Origin of the sequence: Selenomonas sp. AB3002, assembly GCF_000702545.1 — a bacterium.
GTDB classification, from domain to species: domain Bacteria; phylum Bacillota; class Negativicutes; order Selenomonadales; family Selenomonadaceae; genus Selenomonas_B; species Selenomonas_B ruminantium_A.
In genome coordinates this window covers 230,001-256,558 of record NZ_JNIO01000007.1, presented here as the reverse complement: position 1 = coordinate 256,558, position 26,558 = coordinate 230,001, and the positions used below count along the sequence as shown (strand labels likewise).

27 protein-coding genes and 4 rRNA genes (1 of these 31 only partly in view) are annotated in these 26,558 nt (G+C 52.3%); 1 reads left to right on the top strand and 30 read right to left on the bottom strand.

Features of this window, described 5'->3' with window-relative positions; genetic code table 11:
• Positions 1 to 41: 41 nt before the first annotated feature.
• The 15 genes from P159_RS19290 to P159_RS0106880 all read right to left on the bottom strand — a co-directional run bounded on the left by P159_RS19290 (position 42) and on the right by P159_RS0106880 (position 11,140).
• A complete protein-coding gene (locus P159_RS19290) occupies positions 42 to 374 on the bottom strand; it encodes an STAS domain-containing protein (protein WP_051650207.1) in 333 nt (110 codons plus the stop codon).
• Positions 375 to 395: 21 nt separating this feature from the next.
• Positions 396 to 1,091: a 5'-methylthioadenosine/adenosylhomocysteine nucleosidase gene (locus P159_RS0106960; RefSeq protein ID WP_029542713.1), complete on the bottom strand. Its 696-nt coding sequence runs from the start codon at positions 1,089 to 1,091 to the stop codon at positions 396 to 398.
• A 125-nt stretch (positions 1,092 to 1,216) separates the two neighbouring features.
• Complete coding sequence (locus P159_RS0106955; RefSeq protein ID WP_029542711.1) at positions 1,217 to 1,528, bottom strand: HigA family addiction module antitoxin; 312 nt, start codon at positions 1,526 to 1,528, stop codon at positions 1,217 to 1,219.
• A gap of 191 nt (positions 1,529 to 1,719) precedes the next feature.
• Positions 1,720 to 1,989: a cation:dicarboxylase symporter family transporter gene (locus tag P159_RS0106950; protein ID WP_029542710.1), complete on the bottom strand. Its 270-nt coding sequence runs from the start codon at positions 1,987 to 1,989 to the stop codon at positions 1,720 to 1,722.
• Positions 1,990 to 2,017: 28 nt separating this feature from the next.
• Complete coding sequence (locus P159_RS0106945) at positions 2,018 to 2,959, bottom strand: DUF1266 domain-containing protein (protein WP_029542708.1); 942 nt, start codon at positions 2,957 to 2,959, stop codon at positions 2,018 to 2,020.
• A gap of 17 nt (positions 2,960 to 2,976) precedes the next feature.
• A complete protein-coding gene (locus P159_RS0106940) occupies positions 2,977 to 5,475 on the bottom strand; it encodes an SEL1-like repeat protein (protein ID WP_029542706.1) in 2,499 nt (832 codons plus the stop codon).
• Positions 5,476 to 5,519: 44 nt separating this feature from the next.
• Positions 5,520 to 6,131: a DUF1266 domain-containing protein gene (locus tag P159_RS0106935; RefSeq protein ID WP_029542704.1), complete on the bottom strand. Its 612-nt coding sequence runs from the start codon at positions 6,129 to 6,131 to the stop codon at positions 5,520 to 5,522.
• A gap of 187 nt (positions 6,132 to 6,318) precedes the next feature.
• Positions 6,319 to 7,332, bottom strand: a complete 1,014-nt coding sequence (locus P159_RS0106930; RefSeq protein WP_051650206.1) for a hypothetical protein — start codon at positions 7,330 to 7,332, stop codon at positions 6,319 to 6,321.
• Positions 7,333 to 7,710: 378 nt separating this feature from the next.
• Positions 7,711 to 8,061, bottom strand: coding sequence for a hypothetical protein (locus P159_RS0106920; protein WP_029542700.1), 351 nt, complete (start codon positions 8,059 to 8,061; stop codon positions 7,711 to 7,713).
• Positions 8,062 to 8,091: 30 nt separating this feature from the next.
• Entirely contained in the window at positions 8,092 to 8,445 is a 354-nt protein-coding gene (locus tag P159_RS0106915) for a class IIb bacteriocin, lactobin A/cerein 7B family (RefSeq protein ID WP_029542698.1), read from the bottom strand.
• 180 nt (positions 8,446 to 8,625) lie between these two features.
• Positions 8,626 to 8,985: a hypothetical protein gene (locus P159_RS0106905; RefSeq protein ID WP_029542696.1), complete on the bottom strand. Its 360-nt coding sequence runs from the start codon at positions 8,983 to 8,985 to the stop codon at positions 8,626 to 8,628.
• A 35-nt stretch (positions 8,986 to 9,020) separates the two neighbouring features.
• Positions 9,021 to 9,344, bottom strand: a complete 324-nt coding sequence (locus P159_RS0106900) for a hypothetical protein (RefSeq protein ID WP_029542694.1) — start codon at positions 9,342 to 9,344, stop codon at positions 9,021 to 9,023.
• Between the two features lie 29 nt (positions 9,345 to 9,373).
• Complete coding sequence (locus P159_RS0106895; RefSeq protein ID WP_185753654.1) at positions 9,374 to 9,718, bottom strand: hypothetical protein; 345 nt, start codon at positions 9,716 to 9,718, stop codon at positions 9,374 to 9,376.
• A 30-nt stretch (positions 9,719 to 9,748) separates the two neighbouring features.
• The gene (locus P159_RS0106890) at positions 9,749 to 10,102 is read right to left on the bottom strand and encodes a class IIb bacteriocin, lactobin A/cerein 7B family (protein ID WP_029542690.1); all 354 of its coding nucleotides are present in this window, start codon (positions 10,100 to 10,102) and stop codon (positions 9,749 to 9,751) included.
• A gap of 225 nt (positions 10,103 to 10,327) precedes the next feature.
• Complete coding sequence (locus P159_RS0106880; RefSeq protein WP_029542688.1) at positions 10,328 to 11,140, bottom strand: Cof-type HAD-IIB family hydrolase; 813 nt, start codon at positions 11,138 to 11,140, stop codon at positions 10,328 to 10,330.
• Between the two features lie 415 nt (positions 11,141 to 11,555).
• Between P159_RS0106880 and P159_RS0106875 the strand changes: the two genes are divergently transcribed.
• On the top strand, positions 11,556 to 12,323 hold the full coding sequence (locus P159_RS0106875) for a PrsW family glutamic-type intramembrane protease (protein ID WP_029542686.1): 768 nt from the start codon (positions 11,556 to 11,558) through the stop codon (positions 12,321 to 12,323).
• Positions 12,324 to 12,389: 66 nt separating this feature from the next.
• On the opposite strand, the gene hsdR is transcribed toward P159_RS0106875, so the two are convergent.
• The 15 genes from hsdR to P159_RS18525 all read right to left on the bottom strand — a co-directional run.
• Positions 12,390 to 15,641 carry a type I restriction-modification system endonuclease gene (gene hsdR, locus P159_RS0106870; RefSeq protein ID WP_029542684.1) on the bottom strand — a complete coding sequence of 1,084 codons (3,252 nt, stop codon included), beginning with the start codon at positions 15,639 to 15,641 and terminating at the stop codon, positions 12,390 to 12,392.
• A gap of 7 nt (positions 15,642 to 15,648) precedes the next feature.
• Positions 15,649 to 15,843, bottom strand: a complete 195-nt coding sequence (locus P159_RS0106865; protein WP_029542683.1) for a hypothetical protein — start codon at positions 15,841 to 15,843, stop codon at positions 15,649 to 15,651.
• 5 nt (positions 15,844 to 15,848) lie between these two features.
• Positions 15,849 to 16,649, bottom strand: coding sequence for an Rpn family recombination-promoting nuclease/putative transposase (locus P159_RS0106860; RefSeq protein WP_037377004.1), 801 nt, complete (start codon positions 16,647 to 16,649; stop codon positions 15,849 to 15,851).
• A gap of 23 nt (positions 16,650 to 16,672) precedes the next feature.
• On the bottom strand, positions 16,673 to 18,067 hold the full coding sequence (locus P159_RS0106855; protein ID WP_029542679.1) for a restriction endonuclease subunit S: 1,395 nt from the start codon (positions 18,065 to 18,067) through the stop codon (positions 16,673 to 16,675).
• Positions 18,068 to 18,110: 43 nt separating this feature from the next.
• Positions 18,111 to 18,482, bottom strand: a complete 372-nt coding sequence (locus P159_RS0106850; RefSeq protein ID WP_029542678.1) for a hypothetical protein — start codon at positions 18,480 to 18,482, stop codon at positions 18,111 to 18,113.
• Positions 18,454 to 19,275, bottom strand: a complete 822-nt coding sequence (locus P159_RS0106845; protein ID WP_051650205.1) for a PDDEXK nuclease domain-containing protein — start codon at positions 19,273 to 19,275, stop codon at positions 18,454 to 18,456. Before P159_RS0106845 ends, P159_RS0106850 begins: the two co-directional genes overlap by 29 nt.
• A 28-nt stretch (positions 19,276 to 19,303) precedes the next feature.
• The gene (locus P159_RS0106840) at positions 19,304 to 19,525 is read right to left on the bottom strand and encodes a hypothetical protein (RefSeq protein WP_029542675.1); all 222 of its coding nucleotides are present in this window, start codon (positions 19,523 to 19,525) and stop codon (positions 19,304 to 19,306) included.
• Positions 19,471 to 19,650 (bottom strand): DUF4160 domain-containing protein, encoded by a 180-nt coding sequence (locus P159_RS20270; RefSeq protein ID WP_221174075.1) that lies wholly within the window; start codon positions 19,648 to 19,650, stop codon positions 19,471 to 19,473. Before P159_RS20270 ends, P159_RS0106840 begins: the two co-directional genes overlap by 55 nt.
• A complete protein-coding gene (locus tag P159_RS0106835) occupies positions 19,634 to 19,903 on the bottom strand; it encodes a hypothetical protein (protein ID WP_029542673.1) in 270 nt (89 codons plus the stop codon). The genes P159_RS20270 and P159_RS0106835 overlap by 17 nt, the downstream gene beginning before the upstream one ends.
• A complete protein-coding gene (locus tag P159_RS0106830) occupies positions 19,900 to 21,387 on the bottom strand; it encodes an N-6 DNA methylase (protein WP_029542671.1) in 1,488 nt (495 codons plus the stop codon). Before P159_RS0106830 ends, P159_RS0106835 begins: the two co-directional genes overlap by 4 nt.
• Before the next feature lie 209 nt (positions 21,388 to 21,596).
• Positions 21,597 to 22,787 (bottom strand): multidrug effflux MFS transporter, encoded by a 1,191-nt coding sequence (locus tag P159_RS0106825; RefSeq protein ID WP_029542670.1) that lies wholly within the window; start codon positions 22,785 to 22,787, stop codon positions 21,597 to 21,599.
• Positions 22,788 to 22,845: 58 nt separating this feature from the next.
• A 5S ribosomal RNA gene (gene rrf / locus P159_RS0106820) occupies positions 22,846 to 22,962 on the bottom strand.
• Positions 22,963 to 22,966: 4 nt separating this feature from the next.
• Positions 22,967 to 23,083 (bottom strand): 5S ribosomal RNA (gene rrf / locus P159_RS0106815).
• Between the two features lie 67 nt (positions 23,084 to 23,150).
• Positions 23,151 to 26,096: ribosomal RNA gene (locus P159_RS0106810) — 23S ribosomal RNA — on the bottom strand.
• Between the two features lie 203 nt (positions 26,097 to 26,299).
• Positions 26,300 to 26,558: ribosomal RNA gene (locus P159_RS18525) — 16S ribosomal RNA — on the bottom strand; it runs 1,397 nt beyond the window's last position.
• Together the 16S, 23S and 5S rRNA genes form the textbook arrangement of a ribosomal RNA operon.

Sequence of the window (26,558 nt, the reverse complement as noted above, 5' to 3'; positions counted from 1 at the left end):
TGTTTTCTATAATTCATCCCCTCGTCTCTGATCTGCCAAGCTCACAGATCATCCAGCGATGGACGCATATTTAAAAACAAGTTCATCCTACTATAGATCAGAATCTTCTTCACCGTATCAGCAGCCCTTGCTATCGCAAATTCCTTTCCCTCTCTCTTGGCTTTATTAGACAGGCCCAAAAGCACACGGAGTCCCGCGCTGGAAATATATGACACAGCCTCCATATCCAGAACCGTCTTATCCTCACGCTCAACGATTTTTTCTCCACTTGCATAAATAGACTTGGCATTGGAAATATCTATCCGTCCCTCAACACGCCAGGCCAGCCAGCCATTAGCCAGTTTCGTTTCTTTCTGCACAATCTCACCTGCCATATCATCTGCCCCTTTCGCTCTTTACCAGTTCTCCAGCATATGCTGCACCAGCCGCGCAGAGTTCTTGGCGGCTTCCTTCTGGAATTCCTCGAAACTCACATGGGCGCTGCCGTCTGCCTTGTCGGAGATGGCCCGCAGGATTACAAAGGGCAGGTGGTTGGCATGGCAGACCTGGGCGATGGCGGCGCCTTCCATTTCGGCGCAGGTGCCGTCAAACTCGGTGATGATGCGGTCTTTGGCTTCCTTGGAGGAGATGAACTGGTCGCCGGAGCAGACCCGTCCCTCCATGGCCCTGATGCCCGGCAGGGCTTCCTTGACGGCGGCGAGAGCCTTAGCCCGCAAGGCCTCATCTGCTTCAAAGGCCACCTTGCCCGTGAAGGGAATCTCCCCCTTCTTGAAACCGATGGACTCCACGGTGAAGTCGTGCTGGACGGCATCTTGGGAAATCACCAGATCCCCCACCTCCAGCTTGTCACTGAGCGCCCCGGCTACGCCGGTGTTGATGATATGGGTGACCTGGAAATCATCCACCAGAATCTGGGCACAGATGCCCGCATTGACCTTGCCAATGCCACACTGCACCACAACTGCCTCCACAGCCCCCAGCCTGCCCTCGCAGAACTCCATTGAAGCCTTGCTCTTCCTGCGAGTAGTGTCCAGGGCGGCCTTGAGAGCCTCCACTTCCGATTTCATAGCGCCGATGATTCCTATTTTCATATATCCTGCCACCTATTCTTATGCAAGGAAAATGCTCTTTTCCTGTTCCAATTCAAATGTCTGTCTTATTTTTCAGCCTTCACAGTGACTAACACTGGCCAGTCAAGGTCAAAAGGTTGGCTCACTCATCCTGCCAGCGAATGCTCTTGAACAGACGCAATTATATTTTCCTTATTCTTTTTGGTTTCCCATAGCGTTAAGGCATACTGCATTCCCAACCAGCTTTCCACCGAAGTATTCGTTGCAGCAGCAATACGGATTGCCAGTTCCGGGCTTAGAGAGCACCTCTGGTTTATGAACGCAGATAAGGTTTTTCTCGATACCCCCAGAAGTTCTGCTGCCTTGGTAACGCTTATCCCCAAAGGAATCAATACATCTTCTTTGAAGACCTCTCCGGGGTGGGACGGCTTGACTTGTGAATCAATATAGCTGTTCATGCTAATACCCCCTTTCTTCATATATGTAAGGCCGTTATGTCTGAATATTTTTATCATGTTTTGATTATAACCTGTAACGTTATAGGTGTCAATCGCATTGCCCGTAAATACAGGGGCGTTTCATAAATTGGACTGCACGCCAAAAAGGGGCTGCTGCACGTTTTGATTACGTGCAACAGCCCCTTGCTAGTTCAGCTTTCTTTATAAACGCTCTCGTCAACCTTGCCCTCCATTCGTGCCAAAATGAATGAAGACGAAACATTTCCTGCCACGTTGCCTGCGGTGCAAATTGGATCCATGATGGATTCAATGCCGATAAAGAGCATGACTGCAGCCACCGGCACCCCGAACATGCCAAACATAGACGCCATCAGCATTGCGCCGCCGCCAGCCACTGCAGGGGCAGTACAAATCAACAGCATAGAAGCAAAGAAAAAGGACAGGAAAAACTCCGTATCCATGCTTCTTGAAGGTGCCGTGGAGGCTTCCTCACCAGCTCCTGCAAAGCTCCATATCGAAGGGCACCTGCCTGTAGGGGCTGTCCTCAGACTCCAGCAGCTCTTCCAGGGCGGCTGCCCTGCTGTCGTAGAGGGCGTCATAGCCAAGATAGGACTCGTATGAGCGCATATAGCCCTTGCCCAAGCCCTCCCAGCTGCGGGTCACCTTCTGCAGGCGCTGGCCGGCGGTGAGGATCACGTTCAGGGTCTCCCGCAGAGTCAAAAAACCTGCCAGATACCCCCAGCTGGCATTCTGTATTGTGCGCTGGAGCTGCCATAGGAGCTTGTCCTCTATCATATCCTGGATGGTCTCGATAAGCTCAGGGCGGCTGTTTATCTCCCATGAATCCCGCAGAATCCACCGGCCATACTCCCGGCCTATGGGATCCAGATGGGAGGCGCCCCCCAGTTCGTGGATATCGTCATGGTTGGCCTTGTGAATGAGGGCGCAGTCGGCGATGATCCACTTGCGAAAGTCCTCATCCACCTCTTCCCAGACCAGGTCATCTTTGGGAAGGCCGATGACCTTGTCATCTTCTGCCTGCCACTGCCGCAGCTTATTCAGCACCGGCCCTTCCAGATGAGCCCGGAAGCTGTCATACTCCGACCTCAGGGTGCGCTCTCCAAACATGCCCGGCTCCTGCCGTATCAGCCAGGCAAAGAAGGCGATGGCATCTTCCCTGTAGAGAACAAAGCGGTAGCAGTCTTCCTCGTCCTCATACATATTGACCTCCATATAGGCCACCTTATCATCTTCATCATAAGTATTCCTGAACTGGTCGCACTCTTTTGCCCTGTAGACCTTGTCATATCCCGTCATCTTTATGGTGCCATCTGGCCGCAGCTCCACCTGCCCCCAATAGTTCTTGCTGAAGAAGCGGCTGAAGAAGCCCTTCTTCCCAAGGAACTGGGCCTTCATGGTGATAGTTTCCATACTCTTTCCCTTCCTGCTTACAGGCACTCGCTCCACTCGCTGGTTGCATACATCTCGTCCAGCTCCTCCCGGGCGGGCTCATAGCCATCGTCCGCCAGATCCCGCAGGACCTTGCGGTAGGCGCGGAAATTATCCTCCAGCTTGTAGAAATGGGACATGGTCCAGACGGCTTCCAGGCATCCTTCCCCGGCGGCCTGCCGCACCAGTGCCCGGGCTTGGTCGTAGTTGGCCTCCTCATCCTTGGCCATGAGAGCCTTGGCCAGCAGCAGGCGGGCCTCATTCTGATAGTGGTTTTCCTCGCAGGTTTCGGCAGCTGCCCTTTGCAGCACCCGGATAGCAGTGTCAGGGTCGTGCCACTCCCCTTCCTCGTCCTGGCAGAGCATGGCCCGGGCATACATGGCTTCGTAATCCCCCAGCTCAATGCCCTTCTCGTAGCAGGCCACTCCCCTTTCATAATCCTGCACAGTGCCAATGCCCTTCAAGTGGCAGATGCCCAGCTGCACCCAGGCCCCAGTCTCTCCCATGTCAGCGGCCTTCTGCAGGTAGTACATGGCCTGGGAGCCGCTGCCCTCCGGGTGCTGCAGGTGCAGGCGGCCCAGGCTGTACCAGGCGGAAACCACATCCTCCCGGACTTTGGTGGTGGTGGCATTGAGGAACCACTGGGAAGCCGTCTTGAAATCATCGCCGCAGATAATGCCCAAAAGGTTCATGGCATGGCCGCAGCCAATGTCTGCCGCTGCCTTGAGGGCCGCAATGCGCCCTTCTTCATCATCATTTGCCTGGCACTCATCAGCCTCATGGAGATAGTCATTCCACTGCCTTCTCTGCTGGGCATCCTCGTCATTCTGCCAGCCTTCCCCCACCAGGCCCTTCCCTTCAGCCCAGGCAGCCAGCACTTCTGCTGCCGCCTCAGGGTCCTTTTCTTCCTTGTACGTATAGCCAGCGCTGATCTTGGCCTGCAGATAGTATTTCTCTCCATCGAAGCTGGCTCCCAGATAGTCACAGCCCTTGTAATTTTTGTTCAGCAATACGCTGATATAGACATCACGCTTATTAAGCTCCAGCGCCGCCCTCAGTTCATCCCTGTCATAATGCCAGAAGCTTACGCCATAGCTATCCTCCCATTCAAGCGACAGCTTCCAGGGGCGCCTGCCCTCCGCCCTCTCAGTGCGCTCGTCCTGCCAGCTGCGGAAGGTGTCGGCCTTGTCCATACTGTTACTGCCGCCTGCGGCCAGGCTTTTCCACGCCCCCTCGGCTTTCTCCCAGGACAGCTTGGACAGCATGATCTGGAAGCCCTTGTACTCCGTAGCTGCACTGCGGTACTGCTCAGCCAGCTTCTCATTCTGGGGCAGCCCGCCATAGCCATGCTCATAGACCTCTGCCATGAGATACTGCAGCAAGGCCCGCTTGTAGGGCGGCAGCATTTCCTGCTGCTCCTCCCGGGTCATTTCCTCCCGAATGCTGCGGGCCGCCGCCTCCTGCGCCATACTGGTACCGCGGCCGTAGAGCTTGCAGTAGCAGATGAGAGGCATGAGCACATCGTAGTTGTAGAAATCGTGGCACTGGGCGATTTTGTCCAGAGACTTCCCGCACCACTCAAAAGCCTTGTCAAAATCCCGCTCGAAGTAATCACCCCAGAAATACAGGTCCGCCACCTGATACATGGAGGTCACATGGCCCTGCAGGGCCAGGGGCAGGAAATACTCCTCAAAGGCTTTCCTGGGGTCTTCCTTCACTCCCTGGCCATGGCGGTACATATAGCCCAGATTGTAAAGGGAATTCTCATGGCCTGCCTTGGCTGCCTTTTCGTAAAGGGCGAAAGCATCCCTGTACCTTTCCTCCTCATAAAGGTCCTCGGCCCTGCTCCAGAGGGCATGGGGATAGCCTGACCGGCAGAAGCCGTCCTCATAGCGGCGGTACTTCTCCACCTGGGACATATCTCCACCGTTGCGGCAGCTGCTGCGCACGCATTTCTTGTAAGTGTCCATGCCAAAGGCAAAGCCCCCCTGCACAGCCTCTTCCAGATAGGGCAGGGCCGTCTGCAGGAGCTCCAGCTCCCCCTCCTGGCTGCCCCTCAGGAAGGACACGCTGCCGTAGTCGTAAGCTATGCCCAGCAGATAGGAAGCCAAAGGCTCCCCTCCCTTGCCGGTGTATTCCTGCATCGCCTCGATGACCTTTTCGGGGCTTTCCCATTTCTCCAGCATGGCCTCATGCTCCGTAGGGTGCAAGCCCTTGTCGGCTATGGCGCAGAGCACGCCTATGGCGCTGCCGCCCTTGATGCTTTTCAGCAGGCACTCATGCACCTTCTCGTCATCTGCCACGAAGCCCAGCCCGTTCATTTCCCCCACGGCGGTGACTCCCATATAGGTGCGGGCCAGGATAGCCCAGGCGTCCATATCCCCGCCTTCGGCGGCCTCCCGGAGCATGGCCTGCCCCTTCAGTCCGCACTCCTTGTCGTACTGGTTCCAGATAAGCTCCACTGCCTCATGCACCTGCGGCTGAAATCTCTTTGCCATTGTCTTACCCCTTTTCTGCATCTAAACTACATCTGCTAAGGAAATTACCAGCTCTTCTCCAGCTTCATATCAAAGGGCACGGTATAGATATCATTGGCGGCCTTGAGCCTGACATAGGCTTCCTGCCTTTCCTCCAGCCCCCAGTCATTATCCATCTGCTGGTCATAGGAACGCAGGTAAGCCTTGGCCAGCCCCTCCCAGCTGCGGGTCAGCTTCTGCAGGCGCAGTCCTGCAGCCACGGAGACATTCAGGGCCTCCCTCATGGTGAGATACCCCGCCACATAGCCAGTGCCTGCCAGCTGCAGCACCCGCAGGGCCTGCCACACCAGCTTGTCCTCAATCATATCCTGAATCGTCTCGATGAGGTCCCGACGGCTGTATATATCCCACATATCAGCCAGCCCGGACCGTGTCCAGCACCGCCCCCAAAAGGTTCTCCCCGCAAAGCCCCCCAGCTTATGGGGGTCCAGCCCCAGCGCCTTCCTGTTGATGGCACAGGCTGCCAATATCCACTGCCTGAGCTCCTGGGGTGCGTCCTCCCACTTCATATCATCTGCAGGCAGTTCCTCCTGCCGGCAGATGACACGACGATTGCTGCAGATAGAGATTGTCTTCACCAGCGCCGTCCCCAGCCACAAGAAAATCTTTTTCATCATATTGCATCTCCCCTTTCTCAATAATCGCTCTCACTCATGGTACTATAAGTTTGTTAAATTTATATTAGATTTGTGAAAATTTCCTAATAAAAAAATCCCCTCATAGAGGGGAGCAAGTCAGCTGCCGAAAAGGAGGCTTCACAGCAAAAACAGGAGGGCCTGGGCTCTCCTGTCCTTTCAACGCCATTCAATTATTCCCGTTGGCTTTCAGCCACTTTGACCATTTCACCTTGAAATTGCTCTGGTGATTCTCCTGCACATACTGATAGAATTTCCTGATCATCAAGGTCTTCTCATGATAATAGCCGGCCCGCCACTGGCTGGGCTTGGGGTTCTGCAGCTCGAAGGCCAGATAGGCTCCCCCCAGCAGGTACTGGCGGGAGATGATGTCCTCGCAGGGCACCTGGGGGTTTTTCATCATGTCATACATGGCCATATAGCTGGTGGTCCTGCCTTTGCCTGCCCGGCAGTGGAAATGGAGCCAGGCATCCGCGGGCATTTTCCTGACAAAATCTATGAACCTGTCGATATTTTCCGCTGCAGGCCACACATGGTCAGTATCCGTCAGGCGGAAGTAGCGGGCGCCACTCTGCTCCACCAGTTCCTTTTCACTCTGGACCTCCCTGACTTCCATGAGCATGGTTTCGCTTTCCTTCTTCTTCGCCACCTGCAGCTTCTGTCCCCGGGCCTCTGTCAGCCGTTTCTGCTCGTCCCGCAGCACCTCACGCCGGGATTTGCCCAAATTGCCCCAGTTGCGCTTGCCGCGCCAGCTGACGGCAGCCCCATTGAAATAGCCGTGGGACTCCTGCCTCAGGTCCACCACATAGACGGGACCTTGGGCCTTCTGCCGCAGGAGCTTCCAGAGCCGGTTCCATTCCCCCCGGGAGAACTCTGCGCTGCCGGAGATGTGCAGTCTGTCCAGCCCCTCACGGGATGGAGAGGACAACAGGTCAGGGCCGCCCTTTTCGGCAGGCATCTCCTTGAACTCCCCGTCTGCCAGACGAAAATTGCGGGGCAGCTTATCCTTGTCCGCCTCGTCCAATCTCCAGTAATAGCCGCGGTAGTCACCGCGCTCCGCAGCGGCCTGCTCCACTGCCGTCATGGGCGCAAACTGTGCCGCCTGCACCCCGGCTGGCACCCCTGCCGCCAGCAAAGCCGCCACTACCCACAGGCACGCCTTGCGCTTGAAATCCATCATCATGCAGCACCTCCATCAATAATCTTCTCCCGCCAGCCAGTCCCTATAGGCCCTATTCTGTCTTTCTCAGGAAGATTTTAGGGCGTGTTGATTAAATGAACTTGGCCCAGATTTGCGTAGATTGGCTGTCCATTGCAAGGCGACAAACCGGAGGCATAGCGGTGCTATGTCGAGGATTTGTCAACGCAGCAGGGACAGTCAAGATACGTGAAGATGGGCTTAGTGAATTAATCAACACGCCCTAGGCTGATACTTTATTTTATCACGCCACCAGCCCCCTGCCTACCACCTCATGCCTGAACAATGACTTTTTATGCCAGGCTGCAGCGCACCAAAAAGCCCCCCTGGAGATAACTCCAAGGGGGTTTTTCAGCTCTGCCATCACTTGCATGCTACTTCGCGTTCAATAAATTCCCTTGTGCCCCGGTTCACGCCTACGGTGCGGAATTTGATCTGCAGGGCTGACAGTCCGGCGATTGTGGTCTGGGCCAGGATGGTGGTGCAGAAGATCGGGTTATCTGCCAGCAGCTTGCCAATGGCCCTTTCCTTCCCCAGGTTGCTCATCCTGCGGTATTCGTGCGAGTCTACCAGCTTTTGGATGGACTCCATTCCCGATGCTCCCATGGCGATGACCTTCTTCACTCCATCCAGGATAGCCTCAGCGCTTACTCCGCCTGCCACATTCTCCAGCTGCGCGTCAGCGAGCTTGTTATTCATCATGAGTTCATTCATTTTTATCTCTCCTTTCCTTTTTCAGCTTTGTTAGAATTTCTTTTCCACGAATTCCCGGACGGTTGCGCAGACACCCACCGTGCGGTACTTCACCTGCATTGCCGCCATCCCTGCCGGAGTGATGGAGCCGGTGCAGGCTGCCGAGAAGCCTACGCTGTTGGCCAGTATCTTGCCAATGGCCTTTTCCTTGCCGAAGTTGCTCATCTTCTCATACTCGAAGGAGTGTACCAGATTCCTGAGCTCCTTGGCCGTATTGTCCCAGCTCTTGGCTACTGTCGTCAATGCTGCGATGACTGCCCCTGCGGCGAATGGTACTGCGCCGCCGTTCACTATGTCCAGCTGCTCCTCGTTCAGAACCGTGTTCATCTTAATTGCCTTTTCCATTTTTCATCTTCCTTTCTTTTCTCTTGCCTTGCGGCTTCTCTTTTGTTTCTTTCTGTCCTTTATATCCCCAATGGAGAAAAAGTGTTTATAATTTTTTTTACGATCATTTATTATGCCAGGCTGCAGCACACCAAAAAGCCCCCCTGGAGATAACTCCAAGGGGGGTTGTCAGCTCTGCCATCACTTGCATGCTACTTCGCGTTCAATAAATTCCCTTGTGCCCCGGGTCACGCCTACGGTGCGGAATTTGATCTGCATGGCTGCCAGTCCGGCGGCCGTGGTCTGGGCCAGGATGGTGGTGCAGAAGATCGGATTATCCGCCAGCAGCTTGCCAATGGCCCTTTCCTTACCCAGGTTGCTCATCCTGCGGTATTCGTGCGAGTCTACCAGCTTCTGGATGGACTCTAATCCCGATGCTCCCATGGCGATGACCTTCTTCACTCCATCCAGGATGGCCTCAGCGCTTACTCCGCCCACTACATTTTCCAACTGCACATCATCGAGCTTGCTGTTCATCTTCAATGCCATTGCGTCTTTCATTTTTATCGCTCCTTTGCAAAACTTATTTCAAATGCTTACTTTTTCGGCTTCCAGTTGGCAATCATCTTCAAAACTTCATCCTGGGTATAGCGGATACCGGCTTTGTCTGCTCTTGCATCCTTGTAGACTGCCTTGCTGTTCATGAAGTCAAAGCCCCAAGTGGTGTTGAATTCTGCCGTAATGTTGAAATTCTCTCTCAGCCAGGCAGCTGCGCCATCTTCCGGCAGCCGCATGCAGTTCTGCCCGCCTCCGATTTCCTTCATGCGCTTATGAATCGCATCGGTTACCTTCACATAGTCTGAGTATTTGCCGCCGGACACCTGATCAAGTGCCTCCGTAGTCATTGCCATGTCTTTCATTTTTATCGCTCCTTTTCAAGAATTCATCTTCAAGCCTTCCAGCCTGCAATCATCTTCAACACTTCTTCGTGAGTGTACTTCGTGCCGGTCTTCACGCCATCCAGGCTGTAATATCTTGCCGGATTGTTCGCCAATCCATCAAGGGGCCTGAAGCCAAGATTGATGCCGAAGTCTACGCCGATCTTCAGATTGGTGCTCAGCCAACTGGCAGTTTCTTCCTTGCTCAGGCGCTCGGTCTTGCTATCGTAGGCGGATTTGTTTATCTGGGAGATACGCTTGGCGATAGCATCCGATATCTGGACATATTCCTTGTAGTTGCCGCCTGCTACCTGGTCCAGCTCTTCCATGCTGGCGACTTTATCAAACTCTTTCATTTCTCTCATCCCTTTCCTTTTTCAGCCTGATTAGAATTTCTTTTCCACGAATTCCCGGACGGTTGCGCAGACACCCACTGTGCGGTACTTCAACTGCATTGCCGCCATCCCAGCCGGGGTGATGGAGCCGGTGCAGGCTGCCGAGAAGCCTACGCTGTTGGCCAGGATCTTGCCAATGGCCTTTTCCTTGCTGAAGTTGCTCATCTTCTCATACTCGAAGGAGTGTACCAGATTCCTGAGCTCCTTGGCCGTATTGTCCCAGCTCTTGGCTACTGTCGTCAATGCTGCGATGACTGCCCCTGCGGCGAATGGTGCTGCGCCGCCGTTCACTATGTCCAGCTGCTCCTCGTTCAGAACCGTGTCCATCTTAATTGCCTTTTCCATTTTTCATCTTCCTTTCTTTTCTCCTGCCTTGCGGCTTCTCTTTTGTTCTTTCTGTCCTTTATATCCCCAAGGGGGAAAAAGTGTTTATAATTTTTTACGATTTTTTTCCATAAAAAAAGCCCCTCCCTCACGGGAAAGGCTTCAGAACTGAATCACGGCTCTGCTTCCTCAGCCAGCGTTTCCAGCAGGAAACTGACCGGGCGAAAGCCATCATTGCAGAAAAACTCAAATGTCAAAATGCCTGGACAGCGTCAGGGCGATGCCATCCTCGTTGTTGGTGGCGGTGATTTCGTCTGCCATAGCCTTGAGCTCCTCGCAGGCGTTGCCCATAGCCACGCCGTAGCCGGCGAAGTCCAGCATGCTCATGTCGTTCTGGGCATCGCCGAAGGCCATGACCTCGGAAGGGTCAATGCCCAGACGGCTGCAGGCCTGATGGAGGGAACTGGACTTGCTGACCCCCTTCACCGTGGCTTCGTAGAACCAGGGGGCAGACTGCACGAAGGAGAGCTTGTCCTCGAAGCCCCGGCGAATATCCTCAAGGTGCGGGACTAAAATCTCGTTGGGAGCCGCCGTGAGGATTTTCACAGGGGCAAAGGTCACAGCCTCAGCGATGTTTTCCACTATCCTTACCCCCAGATTATTGTTGCGGCTCTCGTCCATGACTTTATGGCGGCTGGCATCCGTGGTGTAGATGTACTTGCCATCATCCACGATGGGAGAGAGCTCCGGCCACTCCTCCAGATGGCGCAGGAAAGCCACTGCCGTCTGCTTGTCGATGGCGCTGTCAAAGATAATCTGCCCGGTAGTGGCATCCTGGATGCGGCCCCCGTTGTAGGAAATCCGCAGGCCATGATAATCCTCCAGATGCAGGGCATCTGCCTCCCGCTGCAGCCCCGGTGCCTGCCGCCCGGACACCAGCGCCACGATCACCCCCTGCTCCTGCACCGCCATAAGAGCCTCACGGGTGCGGGGGGTGATAACCTTCTCGTCATTGTTCAGGGTGCCATCCAGATCCAGAGCAATCATCTTGTATTCCATGGGAACTTCCTTTCTTCAGGTGCTAAAAACAACACCACCAATATAGCACAAGCCCCGCCTGCAAACAAGGCAGACGGGGAATTTTTTTGCCATACATGCCATTCACATCTTCGTCGCCTCCCCATCACAAACATGAACATGAATAAAGTCTGCAGGAAATAGCAAGAAAATGAAGAATATAACTCGGACGAAGATGTCCCCCACTTCTATAAGTGGGGGCGGCAAACTACTAACAGGCGGTGAGCTAATATCTCCCGCCTCGTTGAAACACCAATTGGAAGATTTTGCCTACGGCAAAATTTGAACAATGGTGTTATAAATATGGGAATTTTTTGACACTGCCCTGTTCATAGCACAGGCTAAGTGGGGCCTTTTTTAGTAAAACGGATATTCATTTGTAAATAGGAGAATAAATATGGAAATCATACAGCTAATATTAGCCACAATTATCCTTGTTGCCATCTACAAGAAGATGCTTACATGGGGAAACGCAGACGGCCTCTCAAAGAAGCAGAAATATGCTCCAATCGGGCTGGGAATCCTTTCTGTCATCATATCGTTTCTTTTCGTAGCCGGCATAGCATTATTCTCTGTAAATGTATTGGGATTTCGCTTAGACGAAATAGAAAATCAGTCCCTGAGGGCAGCAGTCAAAGCCTTCACTATGGCAGGATTAACAGAGGAAATAGCAAAACTCCTCATGATAATCCTGTCTATAAAACTTTTCTCTCCTAAAAGAATATACGAATATACCCTTATAGGAGCCGCCGTTGGCATCGGCTTCACGATTCACGAGGAGCTGCTGTACGGTGGAAGCATCGCCGGACTTTTAAGATTCATCACGGTCGCCATGCACATGGTGCTAGGAATCATCATGGGCACGAACCTCGGTATCGGCAAATACAATATAGCAAATGGCCTCAGTCATAAAGCAGCCTACCTAAAGGCCGTCCTAATACCAATGATAATCCACACCTTATTCGACACATGCACGATATTTAATCCGGTCGCGAATATGGCAGCAGAACTTGAAGCAGACGATTTCCTTGCTATAGTCTGGCTGTCCATAGGCGTATTGGCCATAATCTCAGCAGCGATATACCAATTTGTTGTCTTGAAAAAAACCAAAAAAGAAGCGGAAAAACAATCGAGCATGTTGGTAGTAAACTTACCGGACACCTAACGGTGTCCACACGCCCTTACATGAAATCTAAGCTCCCGCTGCGCCTTTGGCTTGCGCTCGCTAAACTCAAGCCGCGCTGCCGCCATCGTCGTAGAGGTATTCGTTCAGCTCCGCGATGATTTTTTCCAGCTGCCCGGCGAAGATTTTGTCTATGCGGGCAAAGCCGCCCTGGGCGCGGAAGCGGCTGTCTTCGTCGAAGGCCTGCACTGTGAGCACTGATTCTTCCAGCAGGTATTTTTCCATGCGTTTCAGCCAGGAAAGCTCCTGGGCGGAGAAGCTGTGGGCTTTTTTCAGGCGGGCCACCGCCCCCTTGATGCGCTCTTCGTGGGACAGCAGGTGAGAGCCTATGGCGTAGCGGCGTATGAGGGTGATGATGTCGGCGGCTATGTCCTCACTGGTCATTTCCGTGAGGGCCGTGTTCAGCTGCGTATCTGTGAAGCCTGCCCGATCCAGAGCCAGCCGCAGATTTTTCAGGCTCTCACGGGTGAGCTCCCTGGGGCGGGTACACACCAGGGTCAGGGCGGCGATCTTGTCCATGTTCTCCCGGATAAAGGCGGCAAAGGCCTCCAGATAGTCCTCCGGGCGGCTGCCGCTGCCGTAGCCTCTGGTGTGGGACAGCAGCTCGTCCTCATGGGCGGAGATAATGAGGGGCTGACGGGTGCCGTAGGCGGCCTTGTCCAAAAGCCCCAGCGCTTCCCCATAAGAAAGAAGCTTTGCCCTGGCCTCCCGGGGTGCGGCCCTGCGGATTTCCGCCAGTACCTCAGTGGGTGTCCTGCCCCCGGCGAGGCTTTGGAAATGCGCGCAGGTGTCTTCTGAAAGCCGCTTGTTTTTCCGCTGGACTCTGGCGGCTATCTGGTCGATCTGCCGCCGCAAGGCCGCTTCTTCCTCTATATGCTCAAGGCCCTGCAAGAGCTCTGTCAGGCTCACCGCCGGATTCACCACCACAGGCTTCATGGAGGTCACAGGCTCCAATGATTCGTACAGCCCCACCGGATCGTAGATTTCAAAATGGGTCTTGCCTATGGCCAGGCACAGGCGGGTAGCTCTGCCCAGCATCTGCTCGTAAAGAATGCGGGACTTTACCCGCCGCAAGAACACCAGCGCCGTGATTTCCGGCACATCAATGCCTGTGGTGAGGAGATCCACCGTCACTACGATACTGGGATAGCGCTCGTTTTTGAAATGCTTGATGGCCTCCCGGATTTTCTTCCGATTGCCGCCCCCCACGCTGCCGGTGATTTTCATGATGGCGTCATTGTCCACCCCCATGGCACCGTAGATTTCCTTCAAAATCTTCACGATGAGGTCGGCATGCTGGTCATTCACCGCGTAAATCAGGGTCTTGCCCTGCTCCGGGTTCTCCGGGTCGATGTAGCGGGAGATTTCTTTCAGCACCGCCCGGTTGAAATTCTCCGTGATGACCTGGCGGTTGAACTTCTCGATGTCGAAGTCCAGCTCGTCAGCCAGGACGGGGCTGTTGGTGAGTTCCCCCGTCACCGGGTCATAGAGGGCCATGGTGTCTCCGGCCGAGTAGTGTATGCCCTCGCTGCCCAGCTTCGTGGTGAGCAGGTGGGGAGCATCGTGGTCTACTAGGAAGCCATCCATCACCGCTTCACGGTAGCTGTACTGGTACACCGGCTCGCCGAAAATCTCCGTGGTATGCAGGGCAGGGGTGGCGGTGAGGGCGATGCGGACAGCGTCAAAGTACTCCACCACATTCCTGTACTTGCTCTGGTAGTCCAGCTGGTCCCGGTACAGCAGCTCATCTTCTCCCATTTCCCTGTCCAGGATATAGCCCCGATGGGCTTCGTCGATGATGATGAGGTCAAAATCCGTGATGGCGGGCCTGCGCTCCTCTCCGTGGTAGAGCACCCGCTTCACCATGCTCTGCACCGTAGCCACCTGCAGCCGCGTCTCCCGCTGCAAGTCACGCTCCTCAAGGCCCTGGATATTGTAGATATCGTCCAGGGTCATGAGTTCTTCCAGCTTCACTTCTTTGAATACATCCTGGGCTTGATCCCCCAGGTCGCTCCTGTCCACCAGGAAGAGAATGCGGCGGAAGCGCCCTGTTTTCAAAAAACGGTAGATAAGCCCCAGCACCGTCCGTGTCTTGCCTGTGCCCGTGGCCATAGCCAGCAGGATATTCTGCCGCCCGGAGAGCACCGCTTCTTCCGCAGCCTTGATGGCCTGCAGCTGATAGGGCCGCAGGTTCAGCCCCTTGGGGTCCTGCAGCACATCGTAGGGAGTCTCCCGCAGCCCTCTGTCACCTGCCGCCGTATCCTTTTGGAAAAGCTCCATCAGTCCCTCAGGACTCATCCAGCCCCGCTGTGCCTTGGGGACACTATCGCCCTGCCGCAGGTCGAGGAACCAGATGCCGCTTTTGGTGTCCAGCTGGGGCAGGTACTCCCTGCCATTGGTGGCAAAGACAAAGGGCACCTGATTCTTCCCCCAGGTTCCCAGCAGGTACTCTGCGTCCTCCTTACGGATATGGCGGGCGTAGTCCTTGCACTGGTAGTCCAGCACCGAGGGAATGTCCTTGTACATGGCCTTGGCTTCGATGATGGCCACCAGCTTTTCCCCCACGAAAAGGGCGTAGTCGGCAAAGCCCTTCTGCCCCACCGCCGAGGAAGTGGGCCATTCGGCAATGGCCAGATTCCTTCCCTTCTGGGGACGGGTGCCACGGCTGTAGCGCAGCCGCTCCGTGTCTGCCTCCCAGCCCACCTGCCGCAGCTGCTCGTCAATGAGATAGCGAGTCTCAGCCTCAGTGCGCTGACGGAGCCCCGCCGCCCTCTGGGCCTGCCTGCGCCGCTTCTCCGGCTCCACCGCAGGGGCAGCAGCAGCCGCCTGCTCTGCCTCTGCTAGCATTTTTTCCTCCTGCCCTTCCTTCACCTCAGCCAGGACAGCCCCCTCCGAGGGCAGCTGATAGGGACGGCTCTCATAGTCCCAATCCCCATAGGTCTGCATGAACCATTCGGAAAGACTGTAAGCCATAGGCAGCAAGGCCCTGCAATCCCCCACGGATTCATAGTTCTCATGGACAGCCTTGTTCCTCGCCTTTCGCAAGGCATGGAGCACATCGGAGAGGTCAGAGGTAATAAGCCCCTCCCGCAGCAGCACTTTGATGCGCTCATCAGCCCGATTATCCCGCGGCAGAGGCAGTCTGTCATATGAGAAAATAAGGTTCACGATAGTTTCCCCTATCATGCCCAGCTTCATCAAGCAGGAGTTGGCATCACTATAGCAATACCGCTCCGCCATAGCACCGAAGTTGGCCAGGACGGGGAATTTATCTTGCAAAAAAGAGAAGTTCGACTGCATATGCAACTCATCCTTTGATTTGCGAAGCCAGTTCCTCTACACGTTCTTTTGTCAACTCCGTGAATTCGACTATTTCTTCAACAGGCTTGTTTTTGCGGAGCATCTTGATAGCAGTGTTGACATTAGCTTCTTCTTTACCTTTTTCTATGCCTTCTTCCATCCCATCATCGTGAGCTTCACGCATTTTCATTTCGTAGGTCATGTAACTCACCCTTTTATTTCTTTGGATAATTCTTCGATACGCTCTTTGGGTAAGCGAGAATATTTCAAGATTTTTTCCATTGGTTCATTATCATTAAGCATGTCGATAGCAACCTGAACACTTCTTTCATCCATACCATCATCGTGAGCTTCACGCATTTTCATTTCGTAGGTCATGTAACTCACCCTTTCTTCCTCTTTAACCTTGATTTCCTTGATAAATCCATCAATCTCATTGACAAAGTCATCTGCAGACGGAAGGCCCTTCATGTAATCAAGAAATGCTTTCACATCGGTAGAAACATCATCAAGCTGTCCTTCGGAACAAAGGAACACTTTAGAGGTTCCGTCCATTAACTCCAGTTCCTTATCTTCAATGCAAACGTTCCTAAAGGTATATAAATGTCTTTTGCCATCAAATAGCCCGAAGGGGCAAAGGAAGATTACAAATGAATTTTTTAGTTCCTTGTAATCCGAACCAGCGGTCAAGGCATCTACATCAATCATTGACTGGTAGTATCTGGTGCGGTGGGTCAGTTCCTTATCTCCATAGTCGCGTACCTGCATTTCAATATCATAGACTGTATTTGCATCATCTTCAACATAAACATCAAGTCTGACGCCTTTGCCTGCATAGCGAAATTTTAGTGATTTCTCATCGTCAAGATAGTCGATGTGGCGAATTTTTATTTTTAGTATTTTCTCGATTAGCCGTTTGCAAAAGCGCTCATGTTTCATGACAAGTTTGAACATATAATCATCGGCTATGGTCAAATCTTCCCATGCTTTTGTTCTATATGCTGCCATGCTTAGTTCTCGCCTCCTAAATCTCACAATACTTCTTTCAACATCTCCACCGCATTTTCCTCCTGGGGGTTGTTGGTGGAGAGTTCCCCACGGAAGGCGCGGGCGAGGATAGATTTTTTCAGGGTGTCGATGTCAGCAAGGACAGTTTCCACAGCAGACTGAGCCTGCTGTTCCTGCTCGAAGAGGTCGTCAAGGATACGAACAATTTCGCGTTGCTCTGATAGTGAAGGAATCTTTATAATTAGATTTCTTGACTGCGTAACAGATATATTAGCTTGACCTACCACTCCTCTAGTTTCTCTAATAATAGAATCTAAAGTTTCTGGATTAATTAAAGCATAATATAGGTACCGATAATACAATCCTTCCCTCGGTCTAAATCTAACAATTGCCTGATTCATATTCCACTCAGCATAAGTATCAGGAACGATAGCAATTTTACGTAATGGCGGGCCGACAATATTCATAATAACATCTTTTGGTTTTAACACTGAAGATTTTAATTTGGAATCACTTATCTCTTTAGGTATGTATTGTGGAATCTTCTCAAAGTCTACTTTATCATCTACAATGTTATATACCTTTAGGAAAGGAACCTCTCCAACTTCGGAAATAAATTCCTTTGGTGTTTTCCCACAAACTATCTTCTCACAAACATCCTGTGTTCTAACACTTCGCCACTCTCCAAAGCTTATTCCATTTTCCTCTCTCCACTTCGCCGTCAACTCCCCCGTAAACGCCTGGTGCAAGATTGCCGCCTTTCGCTGGGCAAATCCCTCCACCACCGCCGTGAGTTTCTCCTTCGCCTCGTCTAAGTCGGCAAAGAGGGATTCGATAAGGGTTACAATGCGTTGTTGCTCTGGGAGAGGAGGCAGGGGCACTTTCGTTCTTGTCGCGTTTACTATCGTGTATGTATCTACTGTCGTTCCAGCTGACATGCTATGAATCTGATTTTTCATGAACGAACCCTTGTAAAGATAAAATACATATCTAGAATTAAACAATCCTTTGTTCTTAAACCAAACAACATTTCCATCCTTGAAATAGAATGGTTTATCATCCTCAATTATGTATGGAACACCTATAGTTCCAACGCCACTTATTAATAAATCATTAAGCTTAGGAATTCCATATTCTTCCTTAAACTTCTCATAAAGTTCCTTGGATATGAACAAATCATTATCAACGCAACCGTATTCCGAAAGCTTTACAAGTTCCCTCGTTCTGTAAAAAGGAATCCCTTCGCTTAACCAATCTTGTTTGTGAACACGCTTGCTTGATGTTACATCAAATCCAGCTCCAATGTATGTCCAACACCAATTCCCCGGCACCTTATAAGGCTGCTCCTCCTCCGGCACCAGTGCTGCTGCCAGCCGTTCCTCTGCCGTCAGTTCCTTCTTCCTCACCGCCCGCGCCATGTCAAACCTCCCCAGCTACACTCATTTTCCTCAGCCATTCTTCTCATGCTTCTTCCAGGGTAATATCAGGCGGTACTATACCATGCAAAGAACGAGCCATGTACAAGCGTTCTTTCACCTCGTTAGCATCTGTTCTGGCATATTCAGACAAGCACCCGCGCATCTTCTTTACCTTTTCTTTTCTTGCCTCCTTTACTTCTTTTTTCCAATCAAAATCCGGTTCAAAAAATTCTTTGTTATACTCACGCCATTTTTCCAGTCGCTCAAATGCTAAGTCCATTTCATTTCCAGCAATCGTATCATTGTCATACTTATCTTTATTGAGGATATTATTCAAGAAATTTATCACAGCAACAACTTCTTTATCTGGCAGTCTGTATATCATATCAACAGCCTGAGCTCGCATCGTAACCATAAATAACCCCTCCTAGTATTTTTTCACGAATTAAACAAAAGCCTTTCCCTAGCTCTATCAGAAATTCTTCCAAATGACTTACAAGTGCATCTTCCAAATCAGATTCAGTTATAGCTTCCTTTGCCTCTAGCCCCAAAAACTCAAGTGCAAATGGCTCTTTGATAGTTATATCCCCTGTTCCTGGGGATAGCAGCAACTCCGGCTTTTTGCTGATGCCTGCCCGCAAATAAAGGTTGGTGGCAATCTGTCTTCTAAGTTCACGAACACTCCAACCGCACTTGATACATTCCGTTTCATAAAAGAATCTTTCAAACGAATCATCGATGGTCATTATCTCTCGAATATGACTAAAAGACAGATGACTCAACAAAAAATTCGGCTCTGTTTTGAATTTGTGAGACACTGTCTCACAAATTCTAATATCGCCTTTTTTCTCATCATCCATCACAGCAGGCATCAAAAGAAATGCTTCGCCAGATTTACTGATTTTTTTTACTCTACTCCATACAGCTTCATCCAGTTGTGAATACCTTAAATAGAACATCCTACACAAATTCAGCATGGTTCTATCAAGCCCTTTGATAGACAATCTTTCGGCTAGATTCTCTAACAGTCTTACCCCATACTCCGCGCGGTCATTTCCATTCTGCTCATATTCCACAATATAGCAACCTATCATCCAGTTGCGTACAGTCAGCGACTGATTCACGGCACTCTTCGCCCATCCTGCAGTAGCATTATGTATGCTGCGGGTGCTTTCTACGAGCTTATCAAAAGAAAATTTAATATCCATCACACCATGCCCCTCATCAAACTCATCCTCACAGCCCGCCCCCCAGCGGTGAGCTCAAGGGCACGAACAGCAGCCCGTCTCCTTTGTGCTCCTGGTCGTCCTGCCAGGTCAGGGTATCTTTGCCCACCAGTGACACTCTGCCGGTGCCGTTCTGGTAGAGGACTTCTTCACTTTCTATGTACTTGTCGCCATAGGTCAGGAGGTAATGTCTGCAGTCTGCGTACTCCAGCTTACCATGCCATTCATCCATATCTTCGTCGCCTCCGCATGAGGAACCCCTTCACAGACATGAACATGAATAGGTTCGCCATTTTCTCTGGACCAAAAAAATATGGTATATTTCCCTAATTGACAAACCTTAGGCAACCCCGACACCGCCTTCCCGTGCCAGTTCCCACACTATGAACGCATTCCTGCTGGCATATTCCAACAGCTCTTTTATCTCCTGCTTTGTAAAGCCCTCCGATTCCACCACATCAAGGGCAGGCAAGGTAGATTCCAAAAAATTGAAGCCACCCTCCACAGGCTTCTCAAAGTATATCCTGATATACTCCATGCCGTCCTCTGTGGTAGCAATATTGTTAAATGTCATGGTAATGCCATCTATCTCTGTAAAAAAGTTTTTCATTGCACACCCTCCTCTTTCTTCCGCAGTCCTTCCAGCCTTTTCACCACGCCCTTGATCAAATCCAGCGCTTCTTCCAGCTGCTCCATGTCCTCCCTGCCCCGCTCTGCCGGGTCGGGTAGGTCTTCGTAGTCTACCACGGACTCGTCGCGGATAAGGCCCAAATCGAGGCTGTTGCCCTTGGCTTCGATTTCCTCTCTGGTAAAGACGCTCCAGCGCTCATCTGTCACGGCCTTGCGGTCAGCTGCTTCGTAGGCGGCTTCAAAATTTTGGAAATCCTCCTTCTTCAGTGGATTGGTCTTGCCGAAGGAGGGCATATTGGTGCGGAGGTCGTAGAACCAGACTTCCCTGGTGTTGCCCTTGGCTTCTTTTCCCCTGGTAAAGAACAGCACATTGGTCTTGACCCCCTGGGCGTAGAAAATGCCTGTGGGCAGGCGCAGTACCGTGTGCAGGTCGCATTTGTCCATGAGGTCGGCGCGTATCTGCGCCCCGTCGCCATCGGCAAAGAGCACATTATCCGGCAGCACCACGGCAGCTCTGGCCTTGCCGTCCAGCTTCAAGCTGCGATAGATATGCTGGAGGAAGTTCAGCTGCTTGTTGCTGGTGCTCCAGGTGAAATCGTCACGGGTGGCCCGCTCCCCGCCTTTCTTGGTGCCAAAGGGCGGGTTGGTCAAAACCAGGTCGTAGCCCTTCATGCCTTTGCCCAGATTGGACAGGGTATCCCCCAGGGTGATTTCTCCGTCAATATCATGGAGCATGGCATTCATCAGCGCCAGGCGGTGGGTTTCGTGCACCAGCTCGCAGCCGGTGAAAGCCTCTTTCCGCTCAAACTCTGCCACATCTGCATCAAGATCAAAGAAATCATCTGTGTGCCGCCTCACATAGCTGTGGGCGGCAATCATAAAGCCAAAGGTGCCGCAGGCAGGGTCGTTGCAACGCTCCCCCGGCTGCGGCTTCATGAGCCTGGTCATCACATCAATGAGCACTCTGGGGGTGAAATACTGCCCGGCCCCGGATTTTTTCTCCCCGGCATTCTTTTCCAGCAGCCCTTCATAAAGATTCCCCAGACCTTCCTCCCTGGCAGAGAACCAGTCCAGGCTGTCGATGGCAGAGATGATTTTCTCCAGATTCTTCGGTTCCTCGATATTGGTAGCAGCCCCTTGGTAAATCTCCCGCACCCGCCCGGTGCAGTAGGTGCCAAAGAAACGCAGCAAATCCTTGTAATACTTGTAAAGCTCCAGCCCGGACTTTTCCGTGAGCCTGTCCCAGCTATAGTCCAGCACCACTTGTTTTTCCCCGTTGGTGAACTTCTGCCCCTCTATCAGGGTGATGCCCTGGGAAAACCTGTCCTCAGCCCCCGTCTCCTTTGCCATCTTGAGAAAGAGTATATAGGTCAGCTCCGTCACATACTGATGGTAAGTGATGCCATCATCCCTGAGCACATTGCAGAGATTCCAAAGTTTCGACACGATTTCCTGATTGTTCACGCTAAGCCCTCCATCATAGTTTCTCTTGTCATAATATTACTACATTTTCAGATAACAGGCAAATAGGAAAGGCGCCTTATCCCCTGCCAAAGATAAGGCGCCTGTCTTATGCTTTCATTCTCTCAAGATATATTCATCGCTTATCCCTTTGCCCACTCAGAGAATTTCTGCTGGAAATCCGTGCGTTCAAATTTCCACGCAGGCTCAGTCTAATCCTTCCTATGCTCCGGCGCAATCATTAGGAGGTAAATAATGTAGCCCAGCCCATACCCCGCTATCATCATCACGCACATGGGGATGGCCGTATGCTCACCGGCGATGCCCACCAGTGGCATCATGCAGCCCCCCAGGATCATGGAAGAGAACCCCAGGAGAGCACTGGCGGTGCCTGCGTTCTTGCCCTGCCTGGAGAGAGCCAATGAGAAACTTGATGCCCCCAGCACCGAGAGCGGCGTAATGGTGAAGAAAAGAATGGGCAAAATCACGGCCAGCCCCACTTCAAACCAGAATCCCACAAACAGCAGGACGGAGCCAAAGAAAGATATCAGCATAGCCGTCTGCAGCATCTTCTCATCCGGCACCCGTCCCGCCAGGCGGGCAGGCAAGGCTCCCGCCACCAGAAGCCCCCCCCCGATGCCGCCGAAAATCAGGCTGTATACCTGCGGCGACACCTGAAAGATGTTCTGAAACACGAAGGAGGAACCTGAGAGGTAGGCGAAGAAGCCACCGAAAACAAAGCACTGCAGGAGGCAATGTCCCAGGAAGTAACGGTTCTTCAAAAGCTGGGGAAATTTGGCAAAGGAAGCCCTTATCCCTGCCAGCCTCTTCTCCGGGCTCAAAGTTTCCTTGTAGACCAGGGTTGCCAGGAGCAGGACAAAGCCTATGGCCACCAGGGTGACGAACACACCCCGCCAGGTGGTGAAAAGGAGAATCTGCCCGCCGATGACCGGGGCGATGATGGGAGCCAGCCCGTTCACCATCATCAGCATAGCGAAAAAGCGGGTGAGCTCCGGCCCCTCGCAAACATCACGGGCGATGGCCTTGGCCACTACGATGCCGCTGGCACCTGCAAAGCCCATGACAAAGCGGAAGCAAAGGAAAGCCATAATATTCTCCGCCAGCACGCAGCCAAAGGTGGCAGCGGTAAAGGCCACCATGCCGATAATGAGGGGCTTCTTGCGGCCATAGTAGTCACTCACCGGCCCGGCAAAAATCTGCCCCAAAGCCATGCCCAGCATGGTCATGGTGAGCGTCAGCTGCACCATGGAAGCCGAAATGCCAAAATCCGCCTGCATCACAGGCAGCGAAGGCAGGTACATATCGGTGGAAAGGGGCGCCATGGCGGTCATCATGCCGAGAAAGACAGTTAACCATAATCTGGTTGATTCGGACATTGACATTGGTGAAGTAACCCTCCTTTGCTAACATAAAAAAGCACCCCGCAGGGTGCTTTCACTTAACCGGCAACTTCCTATCCTCCCAGCCCGTCTCCAGGCAAGTACTTTCGGCCTCTGAGTGCTTAACTACTGTGTTCGAAATGGGAACAGGTGGGACCACTCAGGCATCATCACCGGATATAAACCAGCAGCTTCCTATCCTCCCAGCCCGTCTCCAGGCAAGTACTTTCGGCCTCTAGATGCTTAACTACTGTGTTCGGAATGGGAACAGGTGGATCCATCTAGGCATCGCCACTGGATATTCAATTGAAAGATTGCTCTTTCAAAACTATACAGAAGAATTACTTTGTGTTGAACATCTTAGATTAAGTTAAGCCCTCGACATATTAGTAGTAGTTAGCTTCATGCCTCACGGCACTTCCACACCTACCCTATCAACCTTGTCTTCTTCAAGGTGTCTTACTAGCTTATGCTATGAGATACTTCATCTCGGGACGGGCTTCACGCTTAGATGCTTTCAGCGTTTATCCCTTCCGGACGCAGCTGCCCAGCTGCACACCTGGCGGCATGACTGGTTCACCGGCGGTCCGTCCACTCCGGTCCTCTCGTACTAGGAGCAGTCTCCCTCATGTATCTTGCGCCCGCGATGGATATGGACCGAACTGTCTCACGACGTTCTGAACCCAGCTCACGTACCACTTTAATGGGCGAACAGCCCAACCCTTGGGACCTGCTTCAGCCCCAGGATGTGATGAGCCGACATCGAGGTGCCAAACCTCCCCGTCGATATGGACTCTTGGGAGAGATTAGCCTGTTATCCCCAGGGTAGCTTTTATCCGTTGAGCGATGGCAATTCCACTCTCATTCCACCGGATCACTAAGCCCTACTTTCGTACCTGCTCGACCTGTATGTCTCGCAGTCAAGCTCCCTTCTGCCTTTATACTCTTCGCGCGATTTCTGTCCGCGCTGAGGGAACCTTTGGACGCCTCCGTTACTCTTTCGGAGGCGACCGCCCCAGTCAAACTGCCCACCTGATACTGTCCTCGGTTTTGTTAATCCCGGAGTTAGATTCCTAACACGCAAAGGCTGGTATCCCAACAATGACTCCCCCTAATCTGGCGATCAGGGTTCTCCGTCTCCCAGCTATCCTGTACGTTACATGCCAAAAATCAATGTCAGGCTGCAGTAAAGCTCCATGGGGTCTTTCTGTCCAGTCGCGGGTAACCTGCATCTTCACAGGTATTTCAATTTCACCGGGTCCCTCCTTGAGACAGTGCCCAAATCGTTACACCTTTCGTGCGGGTCGGAACTTACCCGACAAGGAATTTCGCTACCTTAGGACCGTTATAGTTACGGCCGCCGTTTACTGGGGCTTCAATTCAGAGCTTCAGCTTGCGCCTGACCCTTCCTCTTAACCTTCCAGCACCGGGCAGGTGTCAGCACCTATACGTCAGATTTCTCTTTAGCAGGCACCTGTGTTTGTGGTAAACAGTCGCTTGGGCTTCTCTTCTGTCGCCGGCTTCAGCTCCATCAGCATATATATGTGGTTTCATACGCCACTATGTGATTTCACCAACTCCGGCCATCCTTCTCCCGAAGTTACGGATGCATTTTGCCGAGTTCCTTAAGGAGGGTTCTCCCGCGCACCTTAGGATTCTCTCCCCGCCTACCTGTGTCGGTTTTGGTACGGGCGCATTTCACCTCGTTAGAAGCTTTTCTCGGCAGTGTAGTACGCTTGAATTTGTTCATCCCGTAGGAATCCCTATCTATCAGTTCTCGGCCTTGCAGTGAGGGGATTTGCCTCCTCACCAGCCTACCGCCTTCGACCGGCATTTCCAATCGCCGGCTCAAGCTCCTTGCTGCGTCACTCCATCCTCAAACGGTTCCATGCGGTACAGGAATTTTTGCCTGTTGTCCATCGCCTATGCTTGCTGCCTCGGCTTAGGTCCCGACTTACCCTGGGACGACGAGCGTTGCCCAGGATCCCTTAGGCTTTCGGTGGGTCAGATTCTCACTGACCGTTTCGCTACTCATACCAGCATTCTCACTTCCAAGCGCTCCAGCTGTCCTTGCGGTCAACCTTCAACGCCCTTGGAACGCTCCCCTACCCAGACTTGCGTCTGCCGCGACTTCGGTTCTGTACTTGAGCCCCGGATATTTTCGGCGCAGGGCCTCTCGACCAGTGAGCTATTACGCACTCTTTGAATGGTGGCTGCTTCTGAGCCAACATCCTGGTTGTTTATGAAGTCCTACATCCTTTTCCACTTAGTACAGCATTGGGGACCTTAGTCGGCGGTCTGGGCTGTTTCCCTCTTGAGTACGGGTCTTATCACTCGCACTCTGACTCCCAGGTTCTTCTCATACAGCCATTCGCAGTTTGACTGGAGTTGGTATCCATTACAGACCCGCGTCCGATCAGTGCTCTACCGTCTGTATGTGTCGCCTGAGGCTAGCCCTAAAGCTATTTCGGGGAGAACCAGCTATCTCCACGTTCGATTGGCATTTCACCCCTATGCACAGCTCATCCCAAAGTTTTTCAACACTCACGGGTTCGGTCCTCCACTCATTTTTACCTGAGCTTCAACCTGGCCATGCATAGATCACTGTGGTTTCGGGTCTAATCCATGTGACTTGCGCCCTGTTAAGACTCGCTTTCGCTTCGGCTCCGCGTCTTCCGCTTAACCTTGCCACATAGATTAACTCGCCGGTTCATTCTTCAATAGGCACGCCGTCGCACATATAAAGTGCTTCGACTGCTTGTAGACATACGGTTTCAGGTTCTATTTCACTCCCCTCCCGGGGTCCTTTTCACCTTTCCCTCACGGTACTATGCGCTATCGGTCGTTCCGTAGTATTTTGCCTTGGATGGTGGTCCACCCTGCTTCCCACAAGGTTTCACGTGTCTCGTGGTACTCTGGATACCGGCCCATTGGAGGTTCTTTCGCTTACGGGGGTTTCACCTTCTGCGCCGCTCCTTCCCAGAAGCTTCAGCTAGAATCTCTTCCTTTTATGCCGGTCCTCAACCCCGGGTGACCGAAGTCTCCCGGTTTGGGCTCTTCCCTTTTCGCTCGCCGCTACTGGGGGAATCTCTTTTGATTACTTTTCCTCTGGCTACTTAGATGTTTCAGTTCACCAGGTGTGTCCCCTACGCCTAGCGTAGGTAATACGACATGACTCGTACCGGGTTGCCCCATTCGGAAATCTGAGGGTCAAAGCTTACTTGCAGCTCGCCTCAGCTTATCGCAGCTTATCGCGTCCTTCATCGACTCGGAACGCCTAGGCATCCACCATATGCCCTTGGTAGCTTAACTTAAAATAAGCAACTAAGTTCATCTGTTTCAGATGTCTATGCTTTTGAATCCTAAAATGTTCGTTCAAACCAATTGTTACCTTGGTTGAAATTGATACATTTCATTCTTCTGTGTAGTTTTCAAAGATCAATTAGAAGGTGTTGTACCTTCAAAACTAGACAATGCAAAACCAGATGCTAACGACCTAGGAATGTAATCCTTAGAAAGGAGGTGATCCAGCCGCACCTTCCGATACGGCTACCTTGTTACGACTTCACCCCAGTCATCGCCCCCACCTTAGACGGCTGTTTCCTTGCGGTTAACCCACCGGCTTCGGGTGTGAATGACTTCCGTGGTGTGACGGGCGGTGTGTACAAGGCCCGGGAACGTATTCACCGCTGTATGCTGACCAGCGATTACTAGCGATTCCGACTTCATGCAGGCGGGTTGCAGCCTGCAATCCGAACTGGGAGACGGTTTATG